General features: G+C 69.3%; 24 protein-coding genes and 1 pseudogene. 2 read left to right on the forward strand and 23 right to left on the reverse strand.

Annotated features, from left to right (window positions below):
- Positions 1–2 precede the first annotated feature (2 nt).
- The 3 genes from fliQ to D7252_RS09950 are packed head-to-tail and all read right to left on the reverse strand — an operon-like array spanning position 3 to position 1,473.
- Positions 3–275 (reverse strand): flagellar biosynthesis protein FliQ, encoded by a 273-nt coding sequence (fliQ, locus tag D7252_RS09940; RefSeq protein WP_025104366.1) that lies wholly within the window; start codon positions 273–275, stop codon positions 3–5.
- Complete coding sequence (gene fliP / locus D7252_RS09945; RefSeq protein WP_120775244.1) at positions 272–1,087, reverse strand: flagellar type III secretion system pore protein FliP; 816 nt, start codon at positions 1,085–1,087, stop codon at positions 272–274. The genes fliQ and fliP overlap by 4 nt, the downstream gene beginning before the upstream one ends.
- Positions 1,084–1,473: a flagellar biosynthetic protein FliO gene (locus tag D7252_RS09950; RefSeq protein WP_259461145.1), complete on the reverse strand. Its 390-nt coding sequence runs from the start codon at positions 1,471–1,473 to the stop codon at positions 1,084–1,086. The genes fliP and D7252_RS09950 overlap by 4 nt, the downstream gene beginning before the upstream one ends.
- On the opposite strand from D7252_RS09950, the gene D7252_RS20380 reads away from it, so the two are divergent.
- On the forward strand, positions 1,378–1,641 hold the full coding sequence (locus D7252_RS20380; RefSeq protein ID WP_259461083.1) for a hypothetical protein: 264 nt from the start codon (positions 1,378–1,380) through the stop codon (positions 1,639–1,641). The two genes, D7252_RS09950 and D7252_RS20380, sit on opposite strands and share 96 nt — an antisense overlap.
- Here the strand turns inward: D7252_RS20380 and fliN are convergent.
- From fliN to D7252_RS09975, 5 genes are read right to left on the reverse strand one after another with little or no spacing between them, the layout of a single operon-like run.
- Entirely contained in the window at positions 1,596–2,255 is a 660-nt protein-coding gene (gene fliN / locus D7252_RS09955; protein WP_120775246.1) for a flagellar motor switch protein FliN, read from the reverse strand. The two genes, D7252_RS20380 and fliN, sit on opposite strands and share 46 nt — an antisense overlap.
- Complete coding sequence (locus D7252_RS09960; RefSeq protein ID WP_251051209.1) at positions 2,252–3,181, reverse strand: flagellar motor switch protein FliM; 930 nt, start codon at positions 3,179–3,181, stop codon at positions 2,252–2,254. The genes fliN and D7252_RS09960 overlap by 4 nt, the downstream gene beginning before the upstream one ends.
- Positions 3,182–3,233: 52 nt before the next feature.
- Positions 3,234–4,043: a flagellar motor protein MotB gene (locus D7252_RS09965; RefSeq protein WP_120775247.1), complete on the reverse strand. Its 810-nt coding sequence runs from the start codon at positions 4,041–4,043 to the stop codon at positions 3,234–3,236.
- Entirely contained in the window at positions 4,040–4,849 is an 810-nt protein-coding gene (locus D7252_RS09970; protein ID WP_120775248.1) for a motility protein A, read from the reverse strand. Before D7252_RS09970 ends, D7252_RS09965 begins: the two co-directional genes overlap by 4 nt.
- Positions 4,849–5,103, reverse strand: coding sequence for a flagellar FlbD family protein (locus tag D7252_RS09975; protein ID WP_120776901.1), 255 nt, complete (start codon positions 5,101–5,103; stop codon positions 4,849–4,851). The genes D7252_RS09970 and D7252_RS09975 overlap by 1 nt, the downstream gene beginning before the upstream one ends.
- Before the next feature lie 334 nt (positions 5,104–5,437).
- On the opposite strand from D7252_RS09975, the gene D7252_RS09980 reads away from it, so the two are divergent.
- Positions 5,438–6,811, forward strand: a complete 1,374-nt coding sequence (locus D7252_RS09980; protein ID WP_120775249.1) for a peptidoglycan DD-metalloendopeptidase family protein — start codon at positions 5,438–5,440, stop codon at positions 6,809–6,811.
- A 3-nt stretch (positions 6,812–6,814) separates the two neighbouring features.
- On the opposite strand, the gene D7252_RS09985 is transcribed toward D7252_RS09980, so the two are convergent.
- The 15 genes and pseudogenes from D7252_RS09985 to D7252_RS10055 all read right to left on the reverse strand — a co-directional run bounded on the left by D7252_RS09985 (position 6,815) and on the right by D7252_RS10055 (position 18,812).
- Positions 6,815–7,747: a cytochrome c oxidase assembly protein gene (locus tag D7252_RS09985; RefSeq protein WP_120775250.1), complete on the reverse strand. Its 933-nt coding sequence runs from the start codon at positions 7,745–7,747 to the stop codon at positions 6,815–6,817.
- 75 nt (positions 7,748–7,822) lie between these two features.
- Positions 7,823–8,077: pseudogene (locus D7252_RS20385) on the reverse strand (DsbA family protein); the annotation flags it as partial.
- An 89-nt stretch (positions 8,078–8,166) separates the two neighbouring features.
- On the reverse strand, positions 8,167–8,829 hold the full coding sequence (locus D7252_RS09995; RefSeq protein WP_120775252.1) for a copper resistance CopC family protein: 663 nt from the start codon (positions 8,827–8,829) through the stop codon (positions 8,167–8,169).
- A gap of 229 nt (positions 8,830–9,058) precedes the next feature.
- The gene (locus D7252_RS10000; RefSeq protein ID WP_120775253.1) at positions 9,059–9,436 is read right to left on the reverse strand and encodes a hypothetical protein; all 378 of its coding nucleotides are present in this window, start codon (positions 9,434–9,436) and stop codon (positions 9,059–9,061) included.
- A 227-nt stretch (positions 9,437–9,663) separates the two neighbouring features.
- A complete protein-coding gene (locus D7252_RS10005; protein ID WP_120775254.1) occupies positions 9,664–10,824 on the reverse strand; it encodes a flagellar hook protein FlgE in 1,161 nt (386 codons plus the stop codon).
- Positions 10,825–10,856: 32 nt separating this feature from the next.
- A complete protein-coding gene (locus D7252_RS10010) occupies positions 10,857–11,312 on the reverse strand; it encodes a flagellar hook assembly protein FlgD (protein WP_120775255.1) in 456 nt (151 codons plus the stop codon).
- A gap of 18 nt (positions 11,313–11,330) precedes the next feature.
- Entirely contained in the window at positions 11,331–12,842 is a 1,512-nt protein-coding gene (locus D7252_RS10015) for a flagellar hook-length control protein FliK (RefSeq protein WP_120775256.1), read from the reverse strand.
- Complete coding sequence (locus D7252_RS10020) at positions 12,839–13,261, reverse strand: flagellar FliJ family protein (protein WP_120775257.1); 423 nt, start codon at positions 13,259–13,261, stop codon at positions 12,839–12,841. The genes D7252_RS10015 and D7252_RS10020 overlap by 4 nt, the downstream gene beginning before the upstream one ends.
- Positions 13,258–14,553: a FliI/YscN family ATPase gene (locus D7252_RS10025; protein WP_120775258.1), complete on the reverse strand. Its 1,296-nt coding sequence runs from the start codon at positions 14,551–14,553 to the stop codon at positions 13,258–13,260. The genes D7252_RS10020 and D7252_RS10025 overlap by 4 nt, the downstream gene beginning before the upstream one ends.
- Positions 14,550–15,155, reverse strand: a complete 606-nt coding sequence (locus tag D7252_RS10030) for a FliH/SctL family protein (protein ID WP_147406726.1) — start codon at positions 15,153–15,155, stop codon at positions 14,550–14,552. Before D7252_RS10030 ends, D7252_RS10025 begins: the two co-directional genes overlap by 4 nt.
- Positions 15,145–16,149 carry a flagellar motor switch protein FliG gene (fliG, locus tag D7252_RS10035; protein WP_120775260.1) on the reverse strand — a complete coding sequence of 335 codons (1,005 nt, stop codon included), beginning with the start codon at positions 16,147–16,149 and terminating at the stop codon, positions 15,145–15,147. The genes D7252_RS10030 and fliG overlap by 11 nt, the downstream gene beginning before the upstream one ends.
- Complete coding sequence (gene fliF / locus D7252_RS10040; RefSeq protein WP_120775261.1) at positions 16,146–17,777, reverse strand: flagellar basal-body MS-ring/collar protein FliF; 1,632 nt, start codon at positions 17,775–17,777, stop codon at positions 16,146–16,148. Before fliF ends, fliG begins: the two co-directional genes overlap by 4 nt.
- Positions 17,777–18,082 (reverse strand): flagellar hook-basal body complex protein FliE, encoded by a 306-nt coding sequence (gene fliE, locus D7252_RS10045; protein WP_120775262.1) that lies wholly within the window; start codon positions 18,080–18,082, stop codon positions 17,777–17,779. Before fliE ends, fliF begins: the two co-directional genes overlap by 1 nt.
- Entirely contained in the window at positions 18,082–18,474 is a 393-nt protein-coding gene (locus tag D7252_RS10050; protein WP_120775263.1) for a flagellar basal body rod protein FlgC, read from the reverse strand. The genes fliE and D7252_RS10050 overlap by 1 nt, the downstream gene beginning before the upstream one ends.
- Positions 18,471–18,812 (reverse strand): flagellar basal body protein, encoded by a 342-nt coding sequence (locus D7252_RS10055; protein ID WP_120775264.1) that lies wholly within the window; start codon positions 18,810–18,812, stop codon positions 18,471–18,473. The genes D7252_RS10050 and D7252_RS10055 overlap by 4 nt, the downstream gene beginning before the upstream one ends.
- Positions 18,813–18,902 lie beyond the last annotated feature (90 nt).

An 18,902-nucleotide genomic window follows, 5' to 3' on the forward strand; every position in this document is an offset into this window, starting at 1 on the left:
GCTCACCCGCTCAGCAGCGAGGGGATGCGCGCGAACATCTCGTTGGTGAAGGCGATGATCTCCGCGATCATCCAGTTGCCGGCGATGAGCAGGGCGATCCCGACGGCGACGATCTTCGGCACGAAGGACAGCGTCACCTCCTGCACCTGGGTGATCGACTGGAGCAGGGAGATCGCGAAACCGACGACCAGCGCGGTGATCAGCATCGGCGCGGCGAGCTTCGCCGCGATGAGCAGACCCTGGGCGCCGATGTCGAGGACGGCTTCGGGACTCATCCCACCCCTCCGTAACTCTCCAGCAGGGCGCGGATGATGAGTCCCCACCCGTCGACCAGGATGAACAGCAGGATCTTGAACGGCAGCGAGATCATGACCGGCGGGAGCATCATCATGCCCATCGACATCAGCGCTGCGGCCACGACCAGGTCGATCACCAGGAACGGCACGAAGATGACGAAGCCGATGATGAAGGCCGCCCGCAGCTCGGAGATCATGAACGCGGGGATGAGCGTGTAGAGGGGGACGCTCCCGGGGTCGGCCGGGTTCTCCTGGTCGGCCATCCGGGTCATCAGAGCGAGGTCTTCCTCCCGCGTGTACTTCAACATCCATTCCCGCAGCGGGTCCTGACCGACGTCCATCGCCTGGGTGAATGTGAAGGTGCCGTCGATGTACGGCTGCACGGCCACCGTGTTGATCTCGGTGAGCACCGGCCACATGATGAACATCGACAAGAAGAGCGACAGGCCCGCCAGCACCTGGTTCGGTGGGATGGTCGGCAGCGACAGGGCGTTCCGCGTCATCGCCAGGACGACGAAGATCTTGGTGAAAGACGACATCATGAGCAGGAGCGCCGGCGCCACCGACAGCAGAGTGATGCCCAGGAGGGTCAGGATCGAGCCTGACGGCGTGCCGTCGGCGCCGTTGATGTCGATGGTGACGCCCTCGCCCGGATCATCGGGCGTGACCTCGGCGAACGCCGCCGTGCCGGAGAGCAGCGTGAAGACGAGGGCGAGAGCGAAAGCACTGACGAGGATGAGCGCTCCGCGTCGCAGCCCGTGTCCGTCGGCGACGGCGCGGGTGGTGGTCATCGGGCGCGCCGGATGGCCTCGGCGGTCTGCCGCCAGGTTTCGGGGGAGAGGATGGAGCCGCGCAGCGGATCGTTGCGATGCCGGACTCGGAGCTTCGGCGACGAAGCGGTCGGCGCCGCGAGGTCGGTGTCCACGGGGCCCGTGTGCACGGCGCCGGCTTCGGCGAGGCCGGTCGCGGCGAGGATGCGATCGAACTCCTCGGCATCCGAGGATCTCGCGGCATTTTCGGCCAGTGGCTCATCCGTGGGCGCAGCCGGCGCGACCGGGAGGCGGTCGACGACGCTCACACCGTGCTCGGTGACTCCGAGAACGTAGCGGGCGTCATCCGTCTGCACCACGACCAGTTGTGCCTTCGCACCCAGTCCCTGCCGCCCGAGGACCGTGATCGTCTCGGCGTCACGACGACGCGCCGTCGTGCGCGCGAGGCGGCGCTGCAGAAACCACAGCAGTCCGAGGACAGCGGCGAGCGAGAGAGCGACCCGCAGCGCCAGGATCAGGTCGTCCAGGATCAGACCTCGACGTTCTCGAGAATGCGCGTGATCCGCACCGCGTAGTCCTGGTCGACGACGACGACCTCACCGTGAGCGATGATCCGTCCGTTGAGCTTGACGTCGGCCGGTGCGCCCGCCGAACGATCCAGCTCCACGATCCGCCCCGGCTCCAGGTCCAGAACGTCGCGGACGGCCATCCGCGTGCGACCGATCTCGACGGTGAGTTCCATCTCGACCCCCGCGATGCGGTGCAACCGGCGTGACGAGGTCGATACCGGTGCCGGGCTGCGCGTGACATTCACGGCCAGACGACCGATCGTGCGACCCGTGGGATCCTGAAGATCGAAGACCTGCGCCTGGGGGTCGGAGAACGCCGCGGAAGCGTCGCCGATCGCCGCCTCGCCCAGTGCACCCGAACCGAGCGCGCTCACCGACGCCTCGAGGGCGTCGCGCAGCCGGTCGGCGAGGGGAGCGCTTGCGAGGCCGTCGATCAGAGCCTCGGTGTCGAAGATCTGCACCGCGACCTGCGCGCTCGCTTCGCCGATGAACTGCACGACGACGGCTTCGCCTGTATCCCCGGACACCTGCGACGCTCGCGCGACGGTGGGCGCCGCGGTCGGCAACTGGGCCGCGAATGCGGCGGCGACGGCGGATTCGTAGGTGGTGGTGCTGGTCACGCGGACTCCTCGGCGGGGGCGGGATCGGGAACGATGGTGGTCACGACGCAGGCCAGCCGAGCTCCCGCACTGCCGACGGCAGCGGTCGCGAGGGTCTGGTCGCCGACGGCGAGGATCAGGGGTCGGTCGGCGGCGTGCGGGATCGAGACGATGTCGCCGACGGACAGCTCGAGCACTTCACGCGGAAGGACCGAGCGGGGTGCGAGGCGCAGCGTCACATCGACCGGTGCGACTTCGACCTGACGACGGACCATGCCGGGGGTGGCGGCGCGATCGGTCGGTGAGGCACGGACGGTGAAACCGGCGAGCACGGATGCCGGCAGCATGATGCTGGCGGGAACGGTGCGCCCGCCCACCCGCATCGAGAGCCGGGTGACGATCACGGGTTCACCGGATGCCGCCACCTGAGCGAATTGCGGGCTGTACTGGATTCCCGCGACCGTGGTCCCTCGGGGGAGCAGCCCGTCCAGTGCGCCGGCGAGATGGTCGAGCGCGTCGACGATCAGTGATTGCAGCAGCGCCTGTTCGATCGGCGTGAACGTGCGGTCCTCGGGCGCTCCGGAGGCCCGGCCCCCGACCATCTGGACGATCCAGGACGCGGCCGTGGCCGACGGGACCTGAACGATGAGGCGTTCCTCGGAGCCGGGCAGCGCGCAGACCACCATGGTGGTGGTCTGCGGCAGCGACTGCGCATATTCGCCGTAGGTCAGCATCCCCACGTGCTCGACGGCGATGGTGGCGCGCACGTGGATCTTCGCCGAGAGCTGCGCCGACCATTGCCGGGCGAATGTCTCGAACGCGAGCTCCAAGGCGCGGGCGTGCTCGCGCGAAAGGGTCGCCGACCTGCCGAAGTCGTACACCTCGACTTCGGCGGTGTTCGTCCCCGCCCGTGCGGGCGCCGCAGAGCGCACGCCGTCCTCGATCATCACGAACCCCACTATCGGGCGGTGATCGGCATGCGTTAGGCGGAAGCGGGAGTCAGGAGGACGGCTGCGCCGCTGCAGCAGCGGGGATGAGCGCTCGCACCTCCTCTTCCGCATCGGACAGGACCACGATGTCGACACGTCGGTTCTGGGCGAGCGCCTCGGAGCTCGCCCCTGCCGCCACCGGCCGGGTGTCCCCGAAGCCGACGGACTTGAGGTGCGCCGGCGGAAGCCCGGACGACTCGACGAGATGCCGGAGGACCTGTGTGGAACGACCGGAGGACAGCTCCCAGTTGGTCGGGAACGGGGCTACCGAGCCGCGGACATCCGCGTGTCCCTCGACGGAGATCTCGTTCGGAGCGCTGGCGAGAACAGAGCCGAGCGCATCGAGCACCTGGACGGCGGCCGAACTCAGCTCGGTGCTGTTCGTCGTGAAGAACGTCTCGGCGCTCACGAGCCCGATCGTGAGGCCGCGTTCGTCGATCGTGAAGGTGACGTCGGGCTCGAGTCCCCGCTGAGCCAGCGCCTGACGGAGACGCTCCCGCAGAGTCGAGAGCTCGTCGAACTCGACCTGAGCGGCAGCGGCGTCGACATCGGCGAAGTCCTCGCCTTCCTCGTCCACGAGCTCGGGGGGTACGACGACACCCTCCGCGGTGTCCGCGAGCTTGGACGGGTCCTGACCGAAGCCGGTCGCGAGGGAGGCGCTCAGCTGTTCGAATTTCTCCTGATCCACCGTCGACATCGCGAACAGCACGATGAACATGCACATCAAGACGGTCACCATGTCGAGGTAGGAGGCCATCCATCGTTCGTCGGGCCCGCTGTGCTCCTCCTGCGGGACCCGTCGCCGGGCCCGGACGCTCACGGCACCGGCTCCGGCTCCTCGGATGCGGCGGCCTTGTCCCGACGTCCCGAACGGGCCGGCGGACGCTCGGCCACCAGCGCCCGCAGGCGCTCGCGGACGAACTGCGGCGGCGCTCCGGCCTGCACGGCGAGCATGCCCTCCATGAGGACGGTCATGCGCTCGAGTTCGAGTTCTCCCAGGCGCTGCAGCCGACCGCCGATGGGCAGCCAGATGAAGTTGGCCGAGAGGAGCCCCCACAGCGTGGCGACGAAGGCGGCGGCGATCATCGGGCCCAGCGTGTCGGGCTTGTCCAGCTTCTCCAGCACGTGGGTGAGCGAGACGACCGTGCCGATGATGCCGACGGTCGGGGCGAATCCCCCGAGCGTCATGTAGAAGCGCGACGCGGTGCGGTTGCGCGCCGCCGTCGAGGTCAGCTCGTCTTCCAGGAGAGTCCGCAGTTCTTCGGCATCCGTGCCGTCGGCGATGCTCTGAAGCGCCTGACGCAAGAAGGGGTCCTTCTCGTCGGCGAGGCCCTGCTCGAGCGCCAGCAGACCCTCGCTCCGGGCTTTCTCGGCGTAGCCGACGACCGTGTCGATCATGCTGTGCGCGCTGCGGCGCTCGCCGCGGAACGCCCGGGGGAGAGCCTTGACGGCATGCAGGGCGTCGCGGAGCGTTCCGCTCGCGAGGCCGACCGCGATCGTCGCGCCGAACACGAGCACCATCGGTGCCGGGAGGAGCAGCGAGCCGACCGTCGCGCCCTCGAGGTTGATCATCGCGACCAGAGCGCCGAAGGCGAGGACCAGGCCGAGGATGAGGGACGGGTCCATCAGAGCACCGCCTCTGCGTCGGTTCCGGGGGCGACGGCATCGGTGTCCGCGGCGGTGATCATGGCGGCCGCGGCAGCCAGTACGCCTGCGCGGAAGGCGATGATCTGAGCGATCACGTCGTCCATCGTCTCGGTGACGACGAAGGTCGCGCCATCGACCATGATGATCGTCGTGTCGGGCGTTGCCTGGACACGTTCGATCAGGTCGGGATTCACCGCGAACCGCGAACGGTTCAGGCGCGTGAGGACGATCATGGGCTCCATCCTGGAAAGTTCGTCTCCGCTCGAGGGGAGCGAAGACCCGACGCCCGTCCTGGGCTGTCAGAGTGGACTGTCGGCCAGTGGCGGCTGCGCGTTAGAACGGCGGGTTCCCGGGACCGGCCGATCCCCGGTGGGTGTGAGTTTCCTGTGACGCCTGCCACTGCACCATGCCCTCGCCCCCGCGATTCCGCGGCAACTCGCATCATCTGCAACGGGTGCCATCCGAGTGGACCAGACGATGCGAAAGGATCGAAGGGGCCGGCGCGATGACTTCCGACACTCGTTCGCACGACGGAGCCCCGACACCGGAACCGAGGGAAGGGGCCGTATGAACGACCAGCGCGTGAAGGGTGCTGCATCCGCTGCCGCTGCCGCAGCGGACGAGTGCGGATGCGCCCCCACGCCCGTCGAACGGGCCGCGATGTGGCAGGTGCCGATGAGTCGTCGCCGCGCACTCGGGCTGGGAGCGCTCACTGCCGTGACGCTCGCCGCGTTCGGAGTCGGGGCAGGGGATTCGGTCGCGCACGCGACCACCTACCCCAGCTGGGACGATGTGCAGCGCGCCAAGAACAACCAGGCCGCCAAGGGCGCCGAGATCGGGCGCATCGAAGGTCTCATCCAGTCGCTCTCGCGCAGGGTCACCGAAACACAGGAGGCCGCTGCCGCGGCATCCGATGCGTTCTACAGCGCCCAGCAGGCATTCTTCGCCGCGATCACCGAAGCGGAGAGCCTGCAGGCCCGCGCGGATGAGCAGGCCGCGATCGCCGAGTCATCCGCACGAGAAGCCGGACGACTCGCGGCGAAGCTCTACCGCAACGGTGGAGAGGACACGGCCCTCCAGCTGTTCTTCTCCGGATCGAGTGCGAACGCCGACCAGCTTCTTTCGCGTCTCGGCACGATGGACAAGTATCTCGAGTACAACCAGTCGGTGTACGACAAAGCCGTCTCTGCGCGCAACACTTCACAAGCGCTGACCGATCAGGCGACCGTCGCCCGCGGAGAGCGTGACCGCCTGCAGAAGATCGCCGAGCAGAAGATGGAGGCGGCGCAGGCGGCGGCGGATGCTGCCCAGGCTGCTCTCGACGAGCAGTCCGCGAACCTCGAGACGATGAAGGCGCAGCTCGCCGCGCTCAGGGACACCACCACGAAGACCGTTGCCGCGTATCAGGAAGGCGTCGCGGCGCGCGCGGCGGAAGCGAAGGCCCGGCGCGAACGGGAGGCGGCGGAAGCGGCCGCCAGAGCGCGCGCCGGTAGTGGTGGTGGCGGGGGCGGAGGCAGCGGCGTCGGAGGATGGGTGCGCCCGCACGGAGGTGGGCGGAGCTCGAGCTACGGACCCCGAACGCAGACCTGCGGGTCGAAGGGCTGCTCGTCACCATTCCACTACGGTGCAGATCTCGCGAATGGATGCGGAGCACCCATCTTCGCGGCGAACTCCGGCACGGTGGACTACGCGGCTTCCAACGGCAACTACGGCAACTACGTGCGCATCCAACACGGCGGCGGGATCAGCACCGGCTATGCGCACATCAAGCCCGGCGGGATCATCGTGCGCAGGGGGCAGCAGGTGAAGTCCGGTCAGGTCATCGCCTACGCCGGCGACACCGGCCGTTCGTTCGGGTGCCACCTGCATTTCGAGGTCTATGTCAACGGCGGCTACACCAACCCGGTCAGCTTCATGGAGGCCAGAGGAGTGTACGTCTGACGCTCACGCTCCCTTCCGGTGCAGCGTCTCGAGGTGCGCGTTGTAGGCGTCCAGGTCGACCGTGCCGTGCACGTCCGCATACCTGTCCTCGGCTGCCGCTCGGGCGGTGTCTTCTCGGAACCAGCGGTGCATGACGTACACGAGGATCAGCAGCGTCGGAGCCTCGCCGTACGACCACGCCAGCCCGCCCGCGAGCTGCTGATCCTCGAGCGGATCGATACCGAGTGCCTGGGTGGACGCGACGAAGGAGGTGAGGAGCGTGCTGGTGGACATCATCAGCAGAACGCCGAAGAAGGCATGAAGGGCGGCTTCCGCGAACACGTCGAGAGCACGACCGCCATGGCTCAGCCGCACCGGCAGGGGGTCGGAGCTGAGCACGGGAACGGCGAAGAGGATGCCGACGGCGAGGAACGCGAACTCCAGCGCGAGGTGCCCGCCCGGCGCCGCGAGGATCTTGTCGGCGAACCCGGTCAGATAGAGGCCGTAGAAAGCGGCCAGGTAGAGCGGCAGCGCCAGCCAGAGGCTCAATGCCCACCGCGACCCGCGGCTGCGGAGGCCTCGGTGGGCGGCATGGAGCACAGCGGCGCCGACGCCGTGATGCGGGGTGGCCCGCAGCAGAAGCGTCCCCGGGGACCCGAGCACGAGCAGCGTCGGGATCACCATCATCAGCGTGAGCTGCTGGAACATGAACACCGACAGCAGCGCGTACCCGTACACCTCCACGCCCAGCCCGGTGGTCGCTGCGAGGGCGAGGCAGCCCAGCACGAAGCTGATCGTGCGCCAGACCGGCCACCGGCGGCCCTGTCGCCACAACCGGATCGCACCCAGAAGGTAGGCCGCTCCCGAGATGCTCGCAAGGAGCGGCAACACGGGGAACGGTCCGGGAAGGATGGCGAAGAAGTCGAAGAGCGTAGGGGGTTCATCGGGGATCCACATGCTCGTCCTCTCTCGCTGCCGCGGCCGGTGGCGCGGCCGCTGCCCGCTCACGGTGACGACGTGCGCGTTCGGACATCACCACCCCGATCGCCCCGGCCACCACCAGGAAACCTCCAGCGATGAGGACGAGACCGCCGAGATAGCCGAGGTGGGTGTGCTGTCGACGCCGAGCGCTCGGCCGTCCGTCACGTCCACCTCGACACGCTCGGCGGTGGCGGGATCCGCGACGGCTCTGTCGTAGGCCTCCAGATCAAGGTCCAGGTCTTCAGCGAATCCGCGGAAGACATCTGCGCGTGACTCCTCTGCTTCGCCCCACGCCGCCTGGTTGTCGACGACGGCGACCACTCCGATGAGTATCAGCACCACCACCACCACGGCGACGGCGGCGATCCCGGCCTTCACGCGGGGACTCGGGGAGGTCATCGGACAGACCGTCCTCTGCGCCGGAACCAGACGACGGCGGCGACCAGCGCTGTCACGATCACCCCACCTGCGACGATGAGGGCTGCGGCGCCCTCCCCGGTGTCGTCAGGCGCGCCGGTGCTGGTGTCGGCCGGGGTGGGGATGGGCGAGACGTTCGCGCTTTCGCTGGGGGCGGTCGTGGGAGCAGCCCCCGGTTGCACGCGCTCCTCGTCCGAGCGACACGCGGGAACGTTCCACCCCAGGGTGGACGCCGCCCCGGGCGTCGGAGCATAGTCGAACTCGTACGACTCGGAGATCGGGTGCCCATCACTGGACAGCGCATTCCACGCAACGGTGTAGGTGCCGGGCTCGCCGAGAGCGACGGGAGTGTTCAGGGTGTTGATCTCCACCGTGGAGCACGACGTCTCGTAGTAGAGGCCGTCGGGACCTCGGACCTGCGCGAAGCTGGTTTCGTCGAAGTCGATGAGTTCGCCGCTGAATGTCAACGAGACCGTCTCGACCGTGGTGACCGTCTCGCCGGCGGCCGGCACGGTGTCGAGGAGGTTGTCGTGGGCGGATGCCGGCGCAGCCGCCAGAAACGCCACGGCTGCTGCAGTGGCGACAGCCGTGGTGGTGGTGAGGGCGGCGAGGCGGATGGAGCGTACGGGATGTGAGGTCATGTCCCTGTCCTTGCGGAGATGCGGCCGATCAGGCCGCGAACGGGAGGGGAGGCGCGCGAGCGGTCGCGCAGGTGTCCGTACCCGCCGACGAGGTCACGACACTGTCGCTATCTGGGCTCGCGGATCGACGACCGACGTTCGGCCCTGCGTGAGCAGCGAGCGCGAGAACGGTGGTCGGTTTCTGCGCGCACCGGTCGGGGGCACGGGAGAGCGGACGGCTCGGCAGCAGTCAGGTGCGGGAGATTCCGAGCTGCGTCAGGGAAAGAGCAGTCACGCGCGAGTACGCGGTCGAATGCGACGCCGTCGGGAGGCCGATCGTTCCGCGGGGTGTCGCTGATGCGCGCAGAGCCCGACGGAGTGCTGTGCGCAAGGCAGACGAGGCCGCGATGCACAGCATGACGCAGACGAGGCACAACGCCGCCGTCCAGGACGCAGCTGTGGACGATGCGGTCGCGGTGGACACCTCGCCGACCGACTCCGTGCCGGAAGGATTCACCTCTGCGCTCATCGATGGCGCAGCTGCGGAGAAGTCGCTCTCCAGATGGACGGACGTGGCGAATCCGAGAGAGATCAGCACCAGCAGCGCGACACCGATAACGAGCCTCATTATCAGAGGCGCCCCGTGCCACTTCGTCGATTGACGAGAGCGGGCTGACGAGAGCATCCGCATCAGCCTATGTCACAGAGCGGGCGACGCGAGTTCGCGCGAAAACCAGACGTGCCGTCGCGGCTGCGGCGGGTCGGACGCGCCGCAGCCATCGGCATCCGCCTGGGTTCGTCACTGCACCCCGGCCGCCGATCGCGGCATGAGAGCGGCGACCGGCGGCGAGGAGATCAGCGCTTGAGGTTCGTCAGCTCCTGCAGCACCTCGTCGCTGGTGGTGATGATGCGGGCGTTCGCCTGGAAGCCGCGCTGGGCGACGATGAGGTTGGTGAACTCCTGCGAGAGGTCGACGTTCGACATCTCGAGAGCGCCGCTGATGATGCCACCCATGCCGTCGGCGCCGGCGGACCCGATCGTCGCCTGACCTGAGTTGCCGCTGGGGCGGAACTGCGACGAGCCGACCTTCTCGAGCCCGCCGGGGTTCACGAAGCCTGCCAGCGCGACGCGCGCGAGCACCTCGGTGTCGCCGTTGCTGAACGTGCCCATGAGGCTGCCGTCGTTGGTCAGCGCGTAGGAGCTCAGCGTTCCCGCCGGCTTACCGTTCTGCTCCTTGATGGCGACGTCGCTGACATCGGCGAAGCCGCTGACCGCAGAGAGGTCGACCCGGATTCCGCCGGACACGAGCGTCGCCCCGGTCGTCTGCACGCCGTCGGTGAAGGCCATCGACGCCGTCGCACCCTTGCCGTCGGTGACGTCCCAGCCCGTGGCGGTGCGGGTGAAAGTGAGACGCAGGGTGGATGCCGTGCCCTCGGCGTCGTACACCTTGGTGTCGCGCACGAGCGTGTCGCCGACGGCCGCACCGGAGGGCAGGTTGCCGGTGACACGGGAGGTGGTCGTCGCTTCGGCGGGGCTGATCGCGCCCACCGGAAGGGTGATGTTGCCGACTCCCTGTCCGGGCACGATCACGCCGTCCTCAGCGGTCCAGCCCTGCACGAGCGCGCCGTCGGCAGAGACCAGACGGCCGCTCGCATCGAAGGAGAAGCCACCGTTGCGGGTGTACAGGGTCTCGCCGCCCGAGCGGACGACGAAGAAGCCGTCACCGGCGATCATCAGGTCGGTCGGAACGCCCGTGGGCTGGGGCGCGCCGGCGGCGAAGTTGGTGCTGATGCCGGCGACCTGCACGCCGAGCCCGACCTGCGCGGGGTTCTGACCGCCTGCGCCCTGCTGCGGGAGCATCGAGTTGCGCAGGAGCTGCGAGAGCGAGTCCTGGAACTGCACGGCCGAAGCCTTGAAGCCGGTCGTGTTGACGTTGGCGATGTTGTTGCCGGTGACATCGAGCATGGTCTGGTGCGAACGCAGACCCGAGATTCCGGCGAAGAGGGAACGGAGCATGGTGATGCCTTTCTGGAACGGTCAGGACTGGTTCAGGACTGGGGACGAGGCGCGACGGACACGCCCGACACCTTGTCGAGCGGGATGGCGACGTCGCCGATGGTGACGAGGGGAACGGCGCCGGCGTACGACACCGAGGTGACGATGCCCTTCTGCGTGACGCCGGCGGCGTCGACGTACTGCGCCTCGTGCCCGATGAGAGCGGCGGCGGTCTGGCGCATGCTGAGCGCGAAGTTCTCGGTGCTCGTGTTGGCGAGCGCGGTCAGCTGCTCCATGGACGCCAGCTGCGTGGTCTGCGAGATCATCTCGTTGGTGTTCATGGGGGAGCTGGGATCCTGGTTCGTCAGCTGTGTCACGAGTAGCTTCAGGAACACCTCGGCGTCGAGCGTCTTCTTGCGCTCTGCGGCGGGTGCCGTGCTCCCGGTCTGCACCCCGGTGGGCGGGACGGTGCCGGTGACGGGGGCGGAGATGGGATCGACCGTGGTCATGTGTGCTTCCTTGTCGGTTCAGGCGTAGACGTCGATGCCGCCGTGCGGCGACAGAAGCGGCGGAGGTGGGGTTTGCTGTGAGTCGTCGGGAGCGCGGGGCAGACCCGCCGCAGGGCGAGTGTCGGCGTGCGGACGCCCCGTGCCGGGTCCACCGCCTGCTGCCTGGCCGTTCGAGGATGCGTTCTGCTGTGTGGACGAGCTCTCCGGGGCGTCCGAGCTCGACAGGGTCAGGGATGCCTGCGGCGCGGCCGCGGCGAGATCGCGCCGGAGATCGGCGAGGATCGCCCGGAGCGCGTCGCGCCCGAGGTCGCTGGGCGCGAGGAGTTCGATGTGGATACCTCCGGCGCCGATGTGCGCGCGCACGGTCACGGGTCCGAGGCTCTCCGGCGACACCGTCAGGGTGAGACTGTGGTCGCCGTCGGCGGCCTGCGCCAGCGCCAGCACAGGAGTCGTGATCTGCGGCAGCAGGGCCGGGCGGGCGCTGGGTACCGGGACGGATGCCGGAGCAGTCGGCGAGGTCGGCGAGGTCGGTGCCTGCGCTGCCGTGGGGATCACCGCACCCGAGTCGTCCCCTCCCGGCGACGATGACCCGCTGGGGGCGGTGGTGGTGGTGGCGGTGGCGGTGGCGGCCGGGCCGTGGGAAGTGGACGGCGAGTCCGCGGTCTCGGATGCCGCCGTCTCGGATGCCGCCCTCTCGGATGCTGTGGGGGACACCGTCGACTCGACAGCGGTGGCGGTGACAGGACCGGTGGCGCTGGGACCGGCGGGAGTGCTCCCCGGCGCGGGTGCCGCGTCCACGGTCGGACTCGGCGTGGTCGGCGCCGACGCGGGGGCGCCAGGAGCCACAGCGCCGGATTGAGGAGACGTTGCCGTCGTGGGCGGAGCGGTGGCCTCCGGCGCGGACGGCCCTCCTGCGGACGCCGCTCCTGCGGCCGCGGCGGCCGGCGTAGACCCCGCACCTGATGTGGCGACGGGTGCCGTATCGAGGCCGGCGTCGGCGCCGCCGGCGAGGCCAGCCGCCGGGTCCGCCGCGACTGCGGGCGTAGGCATCTCGGCGCTCGGCACCGCGACTCCCGATGCGGGGAGGAGCGTCGTCACGCCCGTCGGAGCCGCGACGGGCGTGACCGGTTCGGCCCGGTGCTCCGTCGCGATGGTCTCGGCGGCCGGGTCGGCCCCGGTTGCCGGCTCGCCCTCGTCGATCCCCGCAGGCGGCGTGAGGTTCGCGCGGCTCGGCGGGCCGGGCAGGATCGCACCCGCAGACGTGCCGAAGGCCATCCCGGGCGGCGAAGGCGTCGAGCCGCCGTCATCCGGCGACCCGCCATCGCCCGGGAGCCTCGCTTCGTCCGCGACACCGGAGGTGCCGGCATCCGCGCCGACCTCACCGAGCGGAGCGTCGTCGGCGCGCTGCGCCTCCTGAACGATCTCGGCGAATGCGGCGGCCCCGGGCGTCACCGTCTCGGCCCGTGAGGTCGCCCCGGAGCCCCGGTGGGCTCGTGCCCCCAGGGTGTCGACGACTCCGAGAGAGGTCACCGGCCGTCCTCCCTGCGCGTGCGAGAGGCGATCTCATCCAGTTCGGCCTGCTCGGCGTGCAACTCGGCCGCTCGCACCGTCGTGGCATGGGCCTGGGCGAGACGGTCGAGCCCGCGCACCGCACGGCGAGCCGACGCGTGCTCGGACCGCGCCTCGGCGACCGTCTGCTCCTGGAGCTCCGAGAGTGCGGCGAGATCGGCGAGAAGCGTGCGCCCGGCCACGCGGGCGGCGGCGAGGGCGGCGAGAGAGCGGACATCGACCGCTTCGGTGCCCTCGCCGGCGAGGTGCGCGCGGAGCGTGCGATCGCGGGCTTCGGTGTTGCGTGCGTCGATCACAGCGCGTGACAGCCGCTGCGCCGCGGCGCGTTCCTGGATCTCACGCACACGAAGAAGACCTGCCAGCGAGAAATCACGCGTCATGAGACTCCTCCGAACGCCGCGACGAGGTCGTCCAGGCGGCGCCAGGAGTCGTCGACCGCGCTCGTCTGATCGAGGGGCTGCGTGAGGAAGGCGGAGATTGCGCGCTCGTTCGCGATCGCCGCGTCGATGCGAGCATCCGCCCCCGCCTGGTAGGCCCCGATGTCGATCAGATCGTTCGCACGACGTCGCGCGGCGAGCACGGCACGCAACGCCGCGGCGTTCGCGCGATGCGCCGGAGTCGTGATCTTGCCCGCCACGCGAGACACGGACCCGAGCACGTCGATGGCCGGATGATGCCCCGACAGGGCCAGCGCGCGATCGAGCACGACATGGCCGTCGAGGATCGAACGCACCGTGTCGGCGATGGGCTCGTTGTGGTCGTCGCCGTCGACGAGCACGGTGTAGATGCCGGTGATCGATCCTTGCCGATCGGTTCCCGCCCGCTCCAAGAGGCCGGCGAGCAGCGAGAACGTCGAGGGCGGATATCCCCGTGTGGCCGGGGGCTCACCGGCGGACAGACCGATCTCCCGCTGGGCCATCGCCACGCGCGTGAGCGAATCCATCATCAGGATGGCGTGCGCACCGTCATCACGAAACGCCTCGGCGATCCGTGTCGCGGTGTAGGCCGCGCGGATTCGGGCCATGGCCGGCTGATCGGATGTCGAGACGACGACGACCGAGCGGGCGAGACCGGCAGGCCCCAGATCGTCTTCGATGAACTCGCGCACCTCACGGCCGCGCTCGCCGACGAGCGCGATCACAGTCACCTCGGCCTCCGTGCCGCGCGCGATCATCGACAGCAGTGACGACTTGCCCACCCCGGATCCGGCGAAGAGGCCGACGCGCTGGCCGCGCCCGACGCTGACCAGTGTGTCGAGTGCCCGCACCCCCAGCGGGAGCGCGGTGTCGATGCGATCCCGTCCCATGATCGATGGCGGCGCATGATCCAGGCTCACCTGGGAGGCGCCGTGGAGTGGACCTCTGCCGTCGATCGGACGCCCCAAGCCGTCGAGAACGCGGCCGAGCAGCGCGCGGCCGGTGGGAACGCGGAGCTGTCCGCCGCGCCTTCGCACCGGAGCGCCGACCGTGAGCCCGGCGATCGGACCGAGCGGCATGCAGCGCAGCCCGTCCTCGCCCGTGGCGACGACTTCCGCATCGGTGCCGTCGAGGCCCACCACGTCGCCGACCGCACCCTCGAGGCCTCGAACCTGCACGCTGAGTCCGCGCACCTGCGAGACCTCGCCGACGCGCTCGGGGCGCGCGGCTTCGAGCACGGTGCTCCACGCGGTCATGCCGCACCTCCGGCCACAGCGGCTCGGGCACGATCGATGGCGCCCGTGATCCGGGCGTCGACATGACCGTGGTCGAGGGCGGCGACGGCATCCCCGCGGTCGAGAGTGTCGTCCGCGATGAGGGGGAATGCGGGCGTCTCTCCGTCGAGCTGCTCGAGCACGCGCAGATCGTCCGGGTGCAGCCGCAGGCCTCGGATGTCGCCGGGATCGACGGCGCCGAGCGCGCGTCGCACGGCGGCGGTCGCGGAGCGCTCGGTGTCCTGGAGTTCGCCGATCAGGATGGTCTCGGCGAGCTCGACGGCATGCTCAAGAATCTGCGAGTGTGCGATCGCGGTCAGTGCGCTCTCGCGTTCGGCGAGTGATCGTGCGGCGGAGCGCAGTGCGGCGAGGGCGGAGGCGACATCGCGTGCGGACTCGGCATCGCGCGCGGCGCGCTCCTCTTCAGCCACGCGGTGTGCGGCCGCAGCCTCCGCGGCAGCCGCACGGAATCCCTCGGCGTGGCCGTCGGCATAGCCCCGGAGCCGGGCCCGCGCGTGCTCCGTCCCGGCGCCCTGGTCGCCCAGACGCGGGAACACCACCGGAGAGAAGGCGTCAGTAGACATACTCGTCCTCGTCGACACGCTGCACGGTGATCTCACCCGCGGACTCGAGCGCGCGGATGGTGCGGACGATCTCCGCCCGTGCCTCTTCGACTTGCGACATGCGCACCGGGCCGAGGGTGCGCGTCTCCTCATCGAGGTTCTCCCGGTTGCGCTCGGAGACGTTGCGGCGGATGAGCTCGGTGATGGGCTGGTGGGCGCCCTTCAGCGCGAGGGCGAGCGAGCGGATGTCCATGCCGCGCAACACCCGTTGTGCGTCGCGGTCGTCCAGTTTCACGATGTCGGCGAACGTGAACATGCGCGAGCGGATGTCTTCGGCGAGAGCGCTGTCTCGGTCCTCGATGCTCGCGAGGATCGCCTTCTCCACGGTCGCTCCGGAGCGGTTGATGATCTCCACGAGCGGTTCGACGCCACCCAGCATCTCCGGAGCATCCCGCGTGGCGAAGCTTCCGGTGCGGGTCTTGAGAGCGTCGGCGACGATGGCGATCGCCTCCTGCGAGGCGGTTCCCATGGTCGCGATGGCATGCGCCACGTCAGTGCGTGCCGGATCGGGGAGAACAGCCAGCACGGCGGCCGCCTGGTCGGTGGACAGGTGAGCAAGGACGAGCGCGACGGTCTGGGGGAGTTCGCCGTCGAGCAGGGTGGCGAGCTGCGCGGGATCGGCCGCGCCGAGGAACTCGAACGACGAGTTCATCGACGTCGAACTCACCCGGCCGAGGACTGCCGCCGCCCGTTCGGCTCCGAACGATGCCTCGAGCAGCCCTGCGGCGATGTCTCGACCGCCTCGTGCGGGGGGCAGGTGGCCGGTGGCGATGCGATGGAACTGACCCAGTGCCTGCGCGGTGGTCGCCGCATCCAGGTCCTGCAGTCCGATGATCTCGGCGGCAACGGCCTCCGCCTCGGCCTCCGAGAGGTGCTTCATGACCTCGATCGCCTGTGCGCGTTCGAGGTTCATGATGACGACGGCGGCGGTCTGCCGGTCGGTCAGTGCGCTCATACGGGCTGCCTGTCGTCGATCAGCGTCCGCAGCAGCTCGGCGGTGCGCTTCGGGTCCTGACGCGTCATGGCCTCGACCTCCGCGCGTCGACGCTCGAGGCTCACCTGCGCGGGTTCGGGCTCCGGCTCCGGTTCGGGGTCAGGCGCGGGGACCGGCTCCAGGAACGCCAAGGGCATCGTGGGGGAGGCGTCGAGCTGCGTCGTGGGGGTCCCCGCCGCGATGGCGGAAAGCTCGGCCGGTCGGTCGCCGAACAGCTGATCGAACTCGTTCTCCGTGCTGGAGCGGCGACGGGCGCGGATGAACAGGGCGATGACAGCGGCGAGCAGCGGAACGGCGATCGCGGCGGCGATGATGAGCGTGTTCAGCAGCATGGCCTGCCGCGCGGCGTTCTCGGCATCCTTCGCCGCCTGCAATGCCGCCTGTGCGGCCTCCGCATCCGTCTGGTTGAACGAGACGAGTTCCACGGTCAACGCGTCGCCGCGTTCCGTGTCGATTCCGGCGGCCGTCGAGACGAGTTCGCTCAGCTGCACTGTGCTGAGGTCACCGCCGGCACCGGAGTCGACCGCCACGGACACCGCCTGGCGAACGATGGTCCCGGCAGGCGTGGAGGTGCTCTGGGTGCTCTTGTTGACGGCGTTGGTCCTCGTCGCCTCGGTGGCTTCGTAGCTGCCGTCCTCGCCCTCGGCGGGTACGGCGATGTTGTCGGGACCGAGTACACCTGCCTCGGTGCTCGCACCGGTCTGCGTCTCGCTCCGCGTCTGCTCGGACAGGGGCGGCGCGCCTTCGGCAGGGGTGTAGGTCTCCTCGACGCGCTCGTTGACGGAGCGATCGACCTCGGCGACCACGGTGACCTTCGCGTTGCCGGGGCCGACGACCGTGTCGAGCATCTGCTGCACGCTCGCGGTCACCCGCGCCTCATAGTCGCTCGCCTGCTGGTCGATGCCACCGGTCGACCCGATGCCGACCGCGGAGAGTGTCTGACCCGACTGGTCGACCACCGCCACGTTCTCCGGTTTCATCCCGCTGACGGCAGCGGAGGTCAGGTGCACGATCGATTCGACCTGCTTCGGCGTCATCGTCGAGTTCCCGGACGTCTCCACGAACACCGACGCGGTGGAATCGACGGTCTCCGAAACGAAGACGCTCTCCTCGGGAATCGCAAGCTGCACGGATGCCGCTGTCACGCCCTCGATGGAGGAGATGGTCGCGGCGAGTTCGCCCTCGATGGCGCGCTTGTAGGTGACGGACTGCTGGAACTCCGAGGTCGTCACGCCCATGTCGTCCAGGAGCGAGTACCCGGCGGAGCCTGCGCTCGGAAGTCCTGCTGCGGCGGCCGCGAGCCGCTGGTCGTAGACCTGCTCGTCGGGGACGAGGACGGTCGCTCCGCCATCCGCCAACTCGTACGGGACCGACGAAGAGCGCAGCTGCTCCACCACGGCGTTCGCGTCGGAGGCGGTCATCCCGGAGAACAACGGCGTGAAGGTGGGTCGGCTGAGCCAGCTCGTCAGGGCGATGATTCCCAGGGCCAGCACGGCCACGCCGATGATGGCGATCGTGCGCTGCGCGAGCGAGAACCCCGCGATCATCCGCCCGATCCGTTGGAAGACGTTCGTCACCGCGGTGGGCATCAGGCTTGCATCCGCATGATCTCGTTGAACGCGTCGACGCCCTTGTTGCGCACAGCAGCGACGAGTTCGAGGGTGACCGCCGCACGGGAGGAGGCGATCATGGCCGAGTGGATGTCATCGAGGTCGCCGGTCACCGCGGCGATCTTCAAGGAATCGGACTCGGACTGCAGGGAGCGCAGCTCGTCGATGGCGCCGGTGATGCTGTTCGCGAACGCCGAATCGTCGGTGGTCTTGGCGGGGGTGATGGCGGCGGGGGTGGGCATGGATGCCGCGGCGACGCCTTCGATTGCGGCGAGGGGGTTCATCAGCTTCGTCCGATCTGCAGGGCGGCTTCGTATGCGGTGCGGGCGCGGTCCACGGTCGCGGCGCTGGCCTGGTAGCCGCGCTGGGCGAGGATGAGCTGGCTCATCTGATCGCCGAGGTCGATGTCGGGATAGCGGATGTAGCCGTCGGCATCGGCCAGCGGGTGGTCGGGCTGGTGGACCAGCCGACCCTCGGCGCTGCCCTGCGCCGTTCCGGCCACGTAGACGCCCGGCGATTGGGTGCTCGTGCCGGCGAGGATGTACCGCGCTCGGAACGCGTCCCCGCCGGTCGGCGTGGCGGTGTTGATGTTGGAGATGTTGTCGCTGATGGCGTCGAGCCACTTGCGATGCACCGTGAGGCCGGTGCCGGCGATGCCGATCGCGTCGAAGGTCATGATGTCCTCATCGCGGTGCGCATGGAGGTGAACGAGCCGTTCACCGCTTGCGAGGCGAACTGGTAGCGCAGCATCGTGTCGATGCTCGACAGGGTCTCGGTGTCGAGGTTGACGTTGTTGCCGTCGAGTCGTGTCGGCTCCAGCGATGTGCCGACTGTCGCGGTGACGCGACCGTCGCCGGCCTCGATGGAGTCCGCGAGTGCCTCTTCGAACTGCACGCGCTTGGCGTGATAGTTCGGGGTGTTAATGTTGGCGATGTTGTCGGCGATGGCTCGCTGGCGCAGCGAGAGCCCGTCGAGCGCGCTCGTCAGCGCGCTGATGGTCACAGAATCGAACACGAACCGGCTTTCCCTGAGTAGCTGGTGTGGCCGATCCCTGGCCGCTTCTCCCGAGTGATCCTCACTCTCCGTGCTCTATCGACCGACGCG

The organism is Microbacterium sp. CGR2 (assembly GCF_003626735.1).
Lineage (GTDB): Bacteria > Actinomycetota > Actinomycetes > Actinomycetales > Microbacteriaceae > Microbacterium.

What these genes read in the sequence shown, in the direction of transcription:
- fliQ (WP_025104366.1), bottom strand. Translation starts at nt 275, where the DNA reads ATGAGTCCCGAAGCCGTCCTCGACATCGGCGCCCAGGGTCTGCTCATC.
- fliP (WP_120775244.1), bottom strand. Translation starts at nt 1,087, where the DNA reads ATGACCACCACCCGCGCCGTCGCCGACGGACACGGGCTGCGACGCGGA.
- D7252_RS09960 (WP_251051209.1), bottom strand. Translation starts at nt 3,181, where the DNA reads ATGATCGAGGACGGCGTGCGCTCTGCGGCGCCCGCACGGGCGGGGACG.
- D7252_RS09970 (WP_120775248.1), bottom strand. Translation starts at nt 4,849, where the DNA reads ATGGACCCGTCCCTCATCCTCGGCCTGGTCCTCGCCTTCGGCGCTCTG.
- D7252_RS09975 (WP_120776901.1), bottom strand. Translation starts at nt 5,103, where the DNA reads ATGATCGTCCTCACGCGCCTGAACCGTTCGCGGTTCGCGGTGAATCCC.
- D7252_RS09980 (WP_120775249.1), top strand. Translation starts at nt 5,438, where the DNA reads ATGAACGACCAGCGCGTGAAGGGTGCTGCATCCGCTGCCGCTGCCGCA.
- D7252_RS09985 (WP_120775250.1), bottom strand. Translation starts at nt 7,747, where the DNA reads ATGTGGATCCCCGATGAACCCCCTACGCTCTTCGACTTCTTCGCCATC.
- D7252_RS09995 (WP_120775252.1), bottom strand. Translation starts at nt 8,829, where the DNA reads ATGACCTCACATCCCGTACGCTCCATCCGCCTCGCCGCCCTCACCACC.
- D7252_RS10000 (WP_120775253.1), bottom strand. Translation starts at nt 9,436, where the DNA reads ATGAGGCTCGTTATCGGTGTCGCGCTGCTGGTGCTGATCTCTCTCGGA.
- D7252_RS10005 (WP_120775254.1), bottom strand. Translation starts at nt 10,824, where the DNA reads ATGCTCCGTTCCCTCTTCGCCGGAATCTCGGGTCTGCGTTCGCACCAG.
- D7252_RS10010 (WP_120775255.1), bottom strand. Translation starts at nt 11,312, where the DNA reads ATGACCACGGTCGATCCCATCTCCGCCCCCGTCACCGGCACCGTCCCG.
- D7252_RS10020 (WP_120775257.1), bottom strand. Translation starts at nt 13,261, where the DNA reads ATGACGCGTGATTTCTCGCTGGCAGGTCTTCTTCGTGTGCGTGAGATC.
- D7252_RS10025 (WP_120775258.1), bottom strand. Translation starts at nt 14,553, where the DNA reads ATGACCGCGTGGAGCACCGTGCTCGAAGCCGCGCGCCCCGAGCGCGTC.
- D7252_RS10030 (WP_147406726.1), bottom strand. Translation starts at nt 15,155, where the DNA reads ATGTCTACTGACGCCTTCTCTCCGGTGGTGTTCCCGCGTCTGGGCGAC.
- fliG (WP_120775260.1), bottom strand. Translation starts at nt 16,149, where the DNA reads ATGAGCGCACTGACCGACCGGCAGACCGCCGCCGTCGTCATCATGAAC.
- fliF (WP_120775261.1), bottom strand. Translation starts at nt 17,777, where the DNA reads ATGCCCACCGCGGTGACGAACGTCTTCCAACGGATCGGGCGGATGATC.
- fliE (WP_120775262.1), bottom strand. Translation starts at nt 18,082, where the DNA reads ATGAACCCCCTCGCCGCAATCGAAGGCGTCGCCGCGGCATCCATGCCC.
- D7252_RS10050 (WP_120775263.1), bottom strand. Translation starts at nt 18,474, where the DNA reads ATGACCTTCGACGCGATCGGCATCGCCGGCACCGGCCTCACGGTGCAT.